Annotated in this window: 12 protein-coding genes; 3 read left to right on the forward strand and 9 right to left on the reverse strand. The window is 23.7% G+C overall.

Annotated elements, in window-relative coordinates; translation table 11 throughout:
• Positions 1–258: 258 nt before the first annotated feature.
• Complete coding sequence (locus tag MBCUR_RS08400) at positions 259–1,497, reverse strand: tRNA (guanine(10)-N(2))-dimethyltransferase (RefSeq protein ID WP_084269659.1); 1,239 nt, start codon at positions 1,495–1,497, stop codon at positions 259–261.
• Positions 1,498–1,890: 393 nt separating this feature from the next.
• Between MBCUR_RS08400 and MBCUR_RS08405 the strand changes: the two genes are divergently transcribed.
• On the forward strand, positions 1,891–2,997 hold the full coding sequence (locus MBCUR_RS08405; RefSeq protein WP_067092470.1) for a DegT/DnrJ/EryC1/StrS family aminotransferase: 1,107 nt from the start codon (positions 1,891–1,893) through the stop codon (positions 2,995–2,997).
• Between the two features lie 15 nt (positions 2,998–3,012).
• Here the strand turns inward: MBCUR_RS08405 and MBCUR_RS08410 are convergent, their stop codons facing one another.
• Both MBCUR_RS08410 and MBCUR_RS08415 read right to left on the reverse strand, forming a co-directional pair.
• The gene (locus tag MBCUR_RS08410; RefSeq protein WP_067092471.1) at positions 3,013–4,095 is read right to left on the reverse strand and encodes a DUF4013 domain-containing protein; all 1,083 of its coding nucleotides are present in this window, start codon (positions 4,093–4,095) and stop codon (positions 3,013–3,015) included.
• 169 nt (positions 4,096–4,264) lie between these two features.
• Positions 4,265–4,573: an MTH1187 family thiamine-binding protein gene (locus MBCUR_RS08415; RefSeq protein WP_067092472.1), complete on the reverse strand. Its 309-nt coding sequence runs from the start codon at positions 4,571–4,573 to the stop codon at positions 4,265–4,267.
• A 312-nt stretch (positions 4,574–4,885) separates the two neighbouring features.
• Between MBCUR_RS08415 and MBCUR_RS08420 the strand changes: the two genes are divergently transcribed.
• Both MBCUR_RS08420 and MBCUR_RS08425 read left to right on the forward strand, forming a co-directional pair.
• Positions 4,886–6,445, forward strand: a complete 1,560-nt coding sequence (locus MBCUR_RS08420) for an ATP-binding protein (protein WP_067092473.1) — start codon at positions 4,886–4,888, stop codon at positions 6,443–6,445.
• A 525-nt stretch (positions 6,446–6,970) separates the two neighbouring features.
• Positions 6,971–7,837: a TIGR00269 family protein gene (locus MBCUR_RS08425; RefSeq protein WP_067092474.1), complete on the forward strand. Its 867-nt coding sequence runs from the start codon at positions 6,971–6,973 to the stop codon at positions 7,835–7,837.
• Positions 7,838–7,954: 117 nt separating this feature from the next.
• On the opposite strand, the gene MBCUR_RS08430 is transcribed toward MBCUR_RS08425, so the two are convergent.
• The 6 genes from MBCUR_RS08430 to MBCUR_RS08455 form a co-directional block, all read right to left on the reverse strand.
• The gene (locus tag MBCUR_RS08430) at positions 7,955–8,329 is read right to left on the reverse strand and encodes a hypothetical protein (protein ID WP_067092475.1); all 375 of its coding nucleotides are present in this window, start codon (positions 8,327–8,329) and stop codon (positions 7,955–7,957) included.
• 40 nt (positions 8,330–8,369) lie between these two features.
• Entirely contained in the window at positions 8,370–8,696 is a 327-nt protein-coding gene (locus MBCUR_RS08435; protein ID WP_067092476.1) for a DUF2085 domain-containing protein, read from the reverse strand.
• 43 nt (positions 8,697–8,739) lie between these two features.
• The gene (locus tag MBCUR_RS08440; protein WP_067092477.1) at positions 8,740–9,276 is read right to left on the reverse strand and encodes an SHOCT domain-containing protein; all 537 of its coding nucleotides are present in this window, start codon (positions 9,274–9,276) and stop codon (positions 8,740–8,742) included.
• Positions 9,277–10,351: 1,075 nt separating this feature from the next.
• Positions 10,352–10,732 carry a DUF2283 domain-containing protein gene (locus tag MBCUR_RS08445; protein ID WP_067092478.1) on the reverse strand — a complete coding sequence of 127 codons (381 nt, stop codon included), beginning with the start codon at positions 10,730–10,732 and terminating at the stop codon, positions 10,352–10,354.
• A gap of 205 nt (positions 10,733–10,937) precedes the next feature.
• Complete coding sequence (locus tag MBCUR_RS08450) at positions 10,938–11,279, reverse strand: PD-(D/E)XK nuclease domain-containing protein (protein ID WP_067092479.1); 342 nt, start codon at positions 11,277–11,279, stop codon at positions 10,938–10,940.
• The coding region (locus MBCUR_RS08455) for an AAA family ATPase (protein ID WP_067092480.1) at positions 11,239–12,374 on the reverse strand (1,136 nt) is incomplete at its 5' end. The genes MBCUR_RS08455 and MBCUR_RS08450, both read right to left, overlap by 41 nt.

Consider the following 12,374-nt stretch of genomic DNA (forward strand, 5'->3'; position numbering starts at 1 on the left):
ATTTAAATATGTATTTTTAACATATTTTAATTAAATATCTGTTTTATAAAAAATAATCATTGCAAAGCATCTAAAAAAAATGAAAATATTATGAAAAACCCACCTCCTTATTTATATATTTCAAAACTGAAACACTAGCATATAAAAAAATGTTTCAAATTTGAAATAATTACTTATAAAAAAATGTTTCAAAATTGAAACAAATTTAATAAATGTATTAAGTTAAAAGATAAATAAAAAAAATTTTAAAAAAAAAAGTTATTTATCAATAGATAAATTTTTAACAATTTCTTTTAAGCCATTAATATCAATGTCTGTTTTAATTCCGAGTAAATTAAAATGAGTTCCAACTGATATGTATCCCTTATCTTTAATGGCTTCAATTACCTTGTCTTGTTTTGGAGCACTTATCTTTAAGTTTTTAGAAATTTTATGAATATCATAAAAAGTAGTTGGGGCATCAACCTCATCTAAAGAGATATTTAATAATTTTAAGATTTGTTTTTCTGTATTAAGACTCTTATTATCAATTTCACTAATCATGTCTTCTATAAATTCCCTTTCACCTAATTTTCCTATCCAAAGTGGACCAGCCATTTTCATTTTTTCTCCACAGATTGGACAAAGCTCTTCAACAGGGGAAGTTAAACCTACACTTGTAACTCTGTAAAGACATTGTGGACAATGGCTAATATGTCCAATATTTTTTTTTAAAGAATCATCTGTTGCTTTAGATGCTTTTTTAACCAAAAAATACAGCCTCATGTAATGTTCACTGCTGTGGGAAAATTTAATCTCAATATATTTCTTATATTTAGCTAAGGTAAGTGCACAAAATCCTGCTAGTATTCTAATTCCATTTTCATGACAATATTCTGATTTATAAGATAAAGCATTATATTTTCTAATAGATGGCTCTTTATACGTCCCACAAAGAGCAGATGTGTCAGTAGCTGTTACACACAATATTCCATTTTTTTTAATGGCATATGCAGCGGAATCTAAGAAAAATGATGGTGTTCCAAATGGATCAATATCTATAACATCAAAAAGCCCTCTATTTTCTCTTAAAAAAATATTTGCATCTTTTTGAGAAAATTCAAGATCTACATTGTTTTCTAAAGTATTAAATTTAGCCCATTCAATGGCTAATGGATTAATATCATTTAAAAATATATCTTTAGCTCCATTAATCTCTTTTTTATATCTAATTCCCCGTATTCCACTTCCACTAAATAAATCTGCAATGTTAAAACTTTCTTGATTCAAATGTTTTTGAAAAACCTGTAACACTAAAACAGAAATGTCTCTATTAAATTCCATTTTAGGGTTATAAAAAACAGGAGATTTAGATGATACTTTATCAAATTTTGGAAAAGCTATTTTAACTAATCCCTCTTCAATTAGCTCTATTTCTTCATTATTTTGATTAATATTAGAATCAATCTTAGAATCAATATGAGAATTATGGTTTTCTTGATTTGAGTTTAAATCCATTGCATTCACTTAAAAAATAAATTATATTTGAAAAATAATAAAAAATAAAATGATAAAAAAATAAAAAAATAAAAAATGATAAAAATGTATTAAAATTTATTAAAATTTATTAAAATTTGTTAAATATTATTAAATATTATTAAATATTATTAAAAATATATTTATGTACTTTAATTATTTATACTTTAAATATTAAATATTTATTTAAAAATAATAAAAGCATTACTTTAAAATAAAATGATCTATTTTTAATGGCTTTTGGTCAAACTTTTTCTAAAAGTTTGTTCTGAAAGTTTGAAATATATTAAAAATAAGTAATTAAATAATAATTAATAATAATTAATAATAATAATAATAATTAATAAAAATTAATAATGTGTATTAGGTGTTAAATTGTCAAATATTAAAATTCCAATAGCAAAACCAATAATAGAAGACGAAGAAATAGAAGAAGTTGTCAAAGTCTTAAAATCTGGAGTAATAGCTCAAGGTCCAAAAGTAGCAGAGTTTGAAGAAAAATTTGCGGAATTTATAGGTTCCAAATATGCAATAGCAACTAGTTCAGGAACTACAGCTCTTCATGTTGCTTTATTATCTGCAGGGATTGGAAAAGGGGATGAAGTAATAACTACTGCATTTTCATTTGCTGCAACAGCCAACACAATTATTCATACAGGAGCTAAACCTGTTTTTAGCGATATTAACCCTCAAACTTACACATTAGACCCATCAAAAATAGAAGAAAAAATTACAGATAAAACAAAAGCTATTATGCCAGTCCAGCTATATGGACAGGCTGGGGAGATGGGCGAAATATTAAAAATTGCTAAAGACAATGATTTAGTAGTAATTGAAGATGCAGCTCAAGCACATGGGTCTATTTATAAGGGAAAAAAAGTTGGAAACATTGGTGATTTGGGATGTTTTAGCTTTTACCCTACAAAAAACATGACAACAGGTGAAGGAGGAATAATAACTACAAACAGCAGAGAATATGCCAACTTGGCTAAAATGATAAGGGCACATGGTGAAAGTCAAAGATATTCTCATGCTATTTTAGGATATAACTTTAGACTAACTGATATTGGAGCAGCCATTGGATTGGCACAACTCAAAAAACTTAATGGCTTCAACAATGCAAGAATAAAAAATGCAGAATATTTAAATGAAGAATTAAGCGATGTTAAAGGAATAAGTACTCCAATATCTCAAAATAAAACTAAACATGTTTATCATCAATACACCATTAAAGTAAGTGGTGAAAAAAGAGATGAATGGGTTAAATTCCTCAATGACAATGGTGTTGGAACTGGAATTCATTATCCAATCCCTATTTATAAACAGGAGTACTATAAAAGCATTGGATACAATGATAATCTTTTAAATACTGAAGATGCTACAAAGAGTGTTATTTCACTTCCTGTCCACCCATCATTAACTTTAGATGACTTAAATTACATTGTTAAAGTATTAAAAGATGCTTCAGTAAAATTAAGTTGAATTAAAAACTTAAAGTTATACATGTTTATTTTCATCTAAATATTTTTGATTTTCCCCTTCAATGTAAATCAAAGCCATTGAATTGTAAAAAAACATAACTAAAAATGGAAAAACAATGAAAAGTGAAAATACAATTCCTATAACCCCTAAATTCATTAAAAATAACCCAATTAAAGACAAGATAAATAAAGCAATTCCAATTAATACTAAATATGTTAAATACTTTCCCCAACCAATTTCACTAATGTCTCTAATTATTTCTTTAAATTGAAAAGCTGTTTTAAATGAATTAAATTTTACAAAACGACAACGAGCCATTATTAAAAATATTGAAACAACAAAGTATAAAACTATAAATGTCAATGTAAGAATTGAAACAATATTTGCTACTTGAAGCATTAAATCATTAGGAATATGAGAAACATATTGAGTTCCATATTTATTGATGTAAGGAACAATTTCTTGAAGGATTGGAATTAATTTTAATTTAAAAGCAAGCAAAGCCATTATCAAAATAGGGACAATATAATAAATAAAATCAATTAGGATTAATTTTATTCCATCTACAAAATTCTTTTTAAATGAAAAAATAGGTTTTTTTAATTGCTTTTTTTTACCATAAACACTTTCTAAATATTTTGCTTCATTTTGAAGAAAATCATAAAAACTACGAGAATTATTATTATTATTATTATTATTATTATTATTATTATTATTTGTGGAAAAAACATCTCGATTATTGCTTAAATCATTACTTAATTGTTGATTTAAATCATTATTTGAATTATTAATTAAATTATTGTTAGAATTACTGTTAGAGTTATTATTAGAATTATTAACATTGTTCTCATTATTCTCAACAAATTGATGTTCATTTAATCTGTTATTTACTATTGAAGTAGAGATAATTTCAAATAAAAATCCAGAAAATAAAATAGAAGATATCAAACTAACAATGATTAAAATTATTGAAAAATAGCCAAAATTAAAAAATGAAGACATTAAAGACAAAACAAATAAAAATATTAAAAATATAAATGTCTTAAGATTTAAAAATGGATATTTTAAACTATTAAATAAAATACTTGTTAAACTCATATTATCACAAAATTATTAAAAAATAAAGATATAAAAATACTAAAATTATATAAAATATTAAAATTATTAAAATATTAAAAAATAAAAATTATTAAAAGTTAAAAACTATAAAACACATTTAAAATTGATTTTAATAAATATTAATTAAATAAGTTCATAAATTATTTATTTACTTGTTCAATAGATTATTTACTGAATTTATTTTGTCTTCCATTGATTTGTTAGAAATATCACGCCTATCATCAACTTTTATTATTGTATAAACTCTACCAATTCCTAATTCAAAAATAGCTTCTTGGGCTGATTGAATTACTTCATATATAAAATTTAAAGACTCTGATTCTATTTGAGTACCCATTGAAGTCAAATTATATTTAATTTTAGACTTTTTTATAGCTTCAACAGCAACAGAAGCATATTTTGATAATTCAGTCCCATTTATCCCAATAGGAAAAATAGCAATATCTGCAATAATCATAGTTAATTATTATTAAATTTAAATATAAATAGCTTCGCATAAAAAATTCTGTCAAGTTAAGAACTTTTTGGTTTTAAAATGCTTATTTCCTAGTTAATAAAAAAACATAAATATATAATAAAAATTAATATAAAACTTGTTTTAATTAAAAAAATAATAAAAAAAAGAACATTATAGGAAAAATAGAAAAAATAAAGGAAAAATAGAAAATATTTTTTAACTTGACAGAAATGCTAAACCTAGGAAAAGTATTTATGTTTTTATAAACAAAGAAATATATAATTAACTTAAATAAAATAGGGGATAAATAATATGCAAAAATTACCCATTGGAACTCAATCGTTTTCTATATTACGTGAGGAAAATTATTTATATGTGGATAAAACATCTCATATATATGAAATGATAAATAGGGGTAGAGTTTATTTTCTCTCTAGGCCAAGAAGATTTGGAAAATCACTTTTAGTTAGTACATTAGAAGAACTATTTTCTGGAAATAAGGAATTGTTTGAAGGTCTTTATATCTATGATAAATGGGATTGGGATAAGAAATATCCTGTTATTGTCTTAGATTTTGGAGAAATACGACATAATAATCCTGAAAATTTAGAAAAATCACTCCACCATTTTTTAGATGATACAGCTGAAGAATTTAGTATTAAATTAAACAATGAAGATATATCTAGAAAATTAGGGGAATTAATTAAAAAAGTCAGCAAAAAATTCAAAGAAAGAGTAGTATTTTTAATTGATGAGTATGATAAGCCCATAATAGATAATATAAATAATTTTAAAATAGCTGACGATAATCGTGAAACTCTTAGCGCATTTTATCAAGTATTAAAATCAAGCGATAAATTTTTACATTTTCTTTTTTTAACTGGAGTTTCTAAATTTTCATCTACTTCGATTTTCTCAGGATTAAACAGTCCTAAAGACATTACATTACATAAAGATTACAGTACAATTTGTGGTTACACCTACAGAGAACTTGAAGAGCATTTTAAAGAACATATTGATAATTTAGGAAAAGAAGAATCCTTTAACTACGAAGAAACATTAGCTAAAATCGAACATTGGTATGATGGATACAGTTGGGATGGGGAAAATAAGGTTTACAATCCATTTTCAACATTACTACTGTTTGATAAGAGAGAATTTTCAAATTACTGGTTTAGTAGTGGAACACCAACATTTCTAATGGAAATACTTAAAAAAGAAAACAACCTACAATCAATAATCGAGCCTATATCTGCAACTGAAGATGATTTAGATACCTTTGAAATAGAAAATATCCACCCTATAACATTGCTATTTCAAACAGGATACCTAACAATAAAAGAAAAAAACAAAAATTATGGAGATATTGAATACACATTAGACATTCCAAACTATGAAGTTAGGCAGTCTCTAATTCGTAGACTTGTAATGGCTTACACAAATTTAAGTACAGGGAATTTGAAAGAACTTAAAAACAAAACATACATAAGTATTTTAAATAAAGATTCCAAAGGGTTCATAGATGTCCTAGAAAGCATATATCATAGATTATCTTATCCAATTAAAGGAGATGATGAAAAATACTATCATGGCATTTTCTTAGTAGTACTATATTTATTAGGTATTGGCTCTCAAGGTGAAGTAACAACTTATTCAGGACGAGCAGATACTATTTTTAAAATAAAAGACAAAACAATAATCACAGAAATTAAATACTCCTCAACAAAGTCCACAAAGACAATCATAAAAGAAGCATTCAAACAAATAAAAGAAAAAAAGTATTACACAAGATATAAAGATGAAAATCCAATTTATTTAGCATTAGCTTTCTCAAAAGACGAGATAGATTGTGAATTTAAAGAAACACTATAATAATAAATATTTAATAATTTATTAAAAACACATGAGGATAATTTAAGTGCTCTAAATTTACAGCTGTCAACTTAAGAAAAATTTTTTCAAATTCATTAGTTTCACTAAAAAATTGAAATTATTTATAAATTAACTTGCTATTTATCTTTTTATTAATTTCAATTTATAATACTTATTTATCAAATTATATTAATGCTTCCTTAATTTGACAAAATTGATAAAAAAATATTAAAAATATATTTTAATTTAATAAAAAAATATAAAAAATATAATAAAATATACTCAAAAATATGTAAAATAATACTAAAATATTAAAATGAGTATTATTTAAATTAATTATGAAATATTAAAGCATATAATAAAATTAATGGTAGAATAAAATAAAAAAATTATAATAAAAAAATTAAATAAAAAATAAAAAAAACATTAATAATATAAAAAAAATAAGAATAAATAAAGTTGAATCTTATTATAAAATAATTTATTCTAAAATAATCTTAGTTTTAAGGAATTTTTTGTGATTAAATGAAAACAATAAATAAAAAAGAATTTAATAAATACATATTTTCAAATATTAAAGAAACAGTTTTAAATTACAATCTCATAGAAGAAGATGAACTAATAGCTGTTGCACTATCTGGAGGAAAAGACAGTGTATTAACATTGTATGCTTTAAATCAGCTGAAAAAAGATAATAAAATACCAAATTTTAAGTTAATAGCTATTAGTGTAGATGAAGGGATTAAACATTATAGAAATCATGGATTAGAAACAGCTCGTCAAATATCAAATGAATTAGAAATTAAATTAGTAGAAAAATCATTTAAAGAAGAATTTAAATATGAATTAGACGATATTTATAGCTATTTTAAAAGTGCATGTATTGTATGTGGAATATTTAGAAGGACTATTTTAAATAAAACAGCCCATAATCTTGGTGTGGATAAATTAGCTACTGGACATAACCTTGATGATGAAATACAATCATTTTTAATGAGTTTTGCTAGAGGAGATACAATTAAATTCTCAAAATTTGGACCAAAACTTAATAGAATTCATCCAAAATTGACTCCACGAATTAAGCCATTATGGAACCTTCCAGAAAAAGATGTTGGAACATGGGCAGTGCTAAATGATATTAATATACATTTAGATGAATGTCCTTACTCTTATTTATCTTTAAGATCTAAAATAAAGAATTTTTTAAATCAAACCGAATCAAAAAATAAAGGAACCAAAAGAAATATAATGGAATCATTTAAAAAGACATTTAATATCACTCCACCAAAAGCAAATCTAAAAGAGTGTCAATTATGTGGAGAACCTTGTTCAGGAGATATTTGTAAAACCTGTGAAACATTAAAAATTATAAAAGCTCAAAAAAAGCTTTAAAAAATAGTTGAAAATAAAGTAAAAAAAATAAAATAAAAAAGAATAAAATTAATACTATTTTAATAAAAAGTAATACACAAACAATAAAAAAAATATAAAAAAATTTGATATTTATTTTTAACTACTTGTAATTTGTGCTACACCATAAGCTGCAGTTGTAGAACCTTCTTTGATAACTTTACCGTCCTTTAATATTTGTATTGTTAATTTAGAACTACTACCATCTTGTTTTTGTGCATTTGCAGAAACAATATCTCCTGAAACATCAGCGAGGTCAATAGTTTTATTTCCATTTCCATCATAAGAATTTGAAGAGTCAATTCCTCCAGCGACACTAGTCCATTCACCGTCATAAATAATTTTTATCTGATATCCTTCATAATTAGTTGATTTGTCTTCTGGGGTTTTATCTCCTCCATCAAGTGCCATTCCTAGTCCTACAATAGCTATTAAAAATATACAAACTATTCCAATAATATATTTCTTATCCATATTTTTATATCCTCCAATGTTATATTTTTTTTCATTTTTATTAGTAAATGAACATAAATTTTAAAGTTTTAAAAATTATCATTAAACCTAATCCACCAATTAAACCAGTTATTAATCTTAAACTGTTATTACTCTTTCTATATTCAAATAATTGGGTGAATCCATCAATAGTACAAGGAATTAACAATAACACTGCTAATAAAGTACTATTAAACGTATATTTAACAGGAACAAACATTGCTAATACAGTATAAAAAACTATACTAATATAAAATCCTGTGCATCTTGCACAGACTGGGAAGTAATGTCCTTTTAATTTTAATGTTCGTTCTTTTTTTCTGTGACAGATTAAATTTAAAAAATTCATAAGGTTAATACCAGTAATTAAGTATAAACTGCAAATTAATTTATTAAAAGTCCTCAAGTAATTTTGATTTAATATTTTTAAACTCTTCTTCAGTTATTAAACCATTATTAAATAATTCTCCAGCTTTTTTAATCTCATCCATAGCAGATAATTCAGATTTAGAGTCTTTAACTGGTTCATTAAGTTTATTATTCATATATTGATGGTAAAAGAATTTAATTGCTTCTAAAATAAAAACATACTTATTACCTCTTAAAATATAAATGCCTGCTCCTCCTTTTGTGTATAATCGTATAGAGTGGGATAATAATCCTATATCTTCGTCAATATTAGCAATATTAATAAAATATAATGTATCATTACCTTTATTTTTTCCTGAAAACACTCCACGGGCACTAATAACAATTTTATCCATATAAAATTCAATGCCACAATTTCTATATTGTAGATTTGTACTAGAATTGATCACTTGCTGACTTGTAGTAGCATAAGTAACCTCGCTTTTTTCAAAAAACATTGAACCTTCTTTACTTACATGAGTGTATAAGTTTTCTACACTTTCAAAATCATTTAATGCCATATTAGAACCTCTTATTTTTTTTTATTTAATTTTATAAAAAAAATTATAAAATTTTTTATTTAATTTGCATGTCTGATTTTTTGGGTGTTGAAAATCGTTGTGCTTTTTTTAATTTTGTCTCCATTTTCTGAAATCATTATTTTGTATAAAACAAAATTAATTATATCTTTATTTTATAGCTTAAAAATCTCACATCATTGGAAAAAGTACTACAATTGTTGAAATAATTCATTATAGTATTACTATTTTATAAAAAATGATGTTAAGATATTATTTCTTATATAAATTTTAATATATAAATTTAACTAAAAAATAAAACTGTTAGAAAACTTAGATAGAATAAAAAAAATGAATCACCCCCCCCCCCGGACATTATAACTTAAAAAGATTTTGAAATATAAAATAAAGTAAAATTAAAGTAAAAAAAAGAAAATAGGATAAGATAATGAGATAAAAATATCAATAATATTAAAAAAAGTATGTCTAAAATCTATTAAAAAGTAATTAGAAAAGTTGTTGTTTATATTTTTCATATTTTGTAATGATTTATAGTTCTTTTTTAAGCCTAAAATTGAGTTATGTGATTTGTTTAGGCAAAATAGATTTAAATAGAATTTTTTATTGACTGATTTTTTTGTATGGTGCTGTGTTTTTCTTAATAATGATTATTGTTTTAGTAATTTATTGAAATCTTTAATTTTGCTTCTTATTTATTTGCATTCTTTTTAATTCTCTAATATTTCTTTAGATATTTTTAATTAAAGATTTATATAAAAATTTAACTGATTTTTTTACATAAATAATTAAAATAATATTAAATAGAGTTAAAAATTGTTTGTATTTGGGTTTTTAATTATTAAAAAAGTTAAAAGAGATTAATTTATATTTTATTATTTATATTTGATAGTTTATAACACAAAAATTACCTTAATCAAATTAGGGCATATCTCAAGTTTCAGAGAATTTTGATTCATTAAAATAAGAATAATAAGGATAATAAGAATAATGCTATAATGATAATACTGCAATAAAAAGTAATAAGTAATAGAGCATAATAAAAAAAATAATATAGTTTTTAAGCAATTACTCCATTAGTTTCAATGTTTGGAATATTTAAAAGGTTGTCCTGTTCTACCTTAATAGGATTCAAATGAATTGATCCATTGCGAATTTCAACAAGCAAACTCACAGTCAGCATGATAGTTTTTTTATTAATTTTTATATTAATATCTCCACTAAGAATATTATGGAAATTGACTTTTTCAGTTTTAAACTGTTTTGAAGCATTTGCTATTTCAACACCAACAGGTCTGTTTTTTTTAGTAAAGTCAATAGATACTGAATCATTTAGAAATTCGGAGTAATCATAGTCTTTATAAACTTCATCATCTAAAGAAACAAATAAAATGTCATGATCATGATCATAGTCTATGTTCATAGTTTCTTTACTTTTCATTTTTAGTCATCCTTAAACGCTTCTTTCTAAGCATGTGTGCACTTGGAATATCAATGAATTTATCTTTTATTACAATTTTAATACAATGGGTATTGTCATAATCATAAAAAAATTGTAAATATTTTTTTAATAAATTAGTAATTTTAATTAAAACACTTATAAAAAAAAATTGTTTAATTTATTATAATTGAAAATTTGTCTAAAATTATTCTAGTTTTTCCCTAAATTCGCAATCTATATCATTTTTTGAGAAAGCTAATGCTAAATAGATTGGATTTTCATCCTTGTATCTTGTATAATATTTTTTTTCTTTTATTTGTTTGAATGCTTCTTTTATTATTGTTTTTGTGGATTTTTTTGAAGAGTATTTGATTTCTGTGATTATTGTTTTGTCTTTTATTTTAAAGATTGTGTCTGCTCTTCCTGAGTAGGTTGTTACTTCTCCTTGTGAATCAACACCTAATAAGTATAATGCAACTAAGAAGATTCCATGATAATATTTTTCATCATCTCCTTTGATAGGATAGTCTGTGGTATATGTTTTCAAGGACTTCTAGGAATTCTTTTTTATCTTTGTTTAAAATACTTATGTATGTTTTGTTTTTAAGCTCTTTCAAGTGACCATCGCTTAAATTTGTATAAGTCATAAGAAGTCTACTTATTAATGAATCTCTAACTTCATAATTTGGAATATCTAATATGTATTCAATATTATCCTGATTTAATTTTTTCTCTTTTATTGTTAAATACCCTGTTTGAAATAGTAGTGTTGTGGGGTCTATGTTTTCAATTTCAAATGTGTCTAAGTCATTTTCTGTTGCAAGTATAGGTTCAATTATTGGTTTCAAATTATTTTCCTTTTTGAGTATTTCCACTAGAAATGTTGGTGTTCCACTTTTAAACCAATAATTTGAGAATTTTCCTTCATCAAAAAGTAGCAATGTTGAAAATGGGTTATATACTTTGCTTTTCCCATCCCAACTGTATCCATCATACCATGATTCAATTTTTTCCAATGTTTCATTGTAATTAATTGATTTTTCTTTCCCTAAGTTTTCAATATGTTCTTTGAAATATTCTTCTAGCTCTTTATGAGTGTAACCACAAATAGTATTATAGTTTTTATGTAGTGTAATGTCATTAATGTTGTTTAGTCCTGAAAAAATAGATGTAGATGAAAACTTAGATATTCCAGTGATAAAAATAAATTTCAAAAATTCATCATTAGCTTTTAAAGATTGAAAAAAATTGTTTAAAGTTTTACGATTATCATCAGCTATTTCAAAATTTGTTATATGATCAATAATAGGTTTATCATATTCATCAATTAAAATCACAACTTTTTGTTTGAATTTTTCATTAATATTTTCAATTAATTCTCCAAATTTTTGAGGCAAAGTTTTACTTATTAGTTCTATTTTAAATTTTTTTGAAGTTTTATTTAAAAAATCGAATAAAGAATCATTTAATTGATCTGAATTTTTATAAGCCATGGATCCAAAATCTATTTTAATAACAGGGTATTTCTTATTCCAATCCCATTTGTCATAGATATATAAGTTTTTAAATAATTCTTTGTTTCCTTCAAATAGTTCTTTTAGTGTACTGATTAATAATGATTTTCCAAAGCGTCGGGGTCTTG

The sequence above is a fragment of the Methanobrevibacter curvatus genome (genome assembly GCF_001639295.1).
GTDB lineage: Archaea > Methanobacteriota > Methanobacteria > Methanobacteriales > Methanobacteriaceae > Methanoflexus > Methanoflexus curvatus.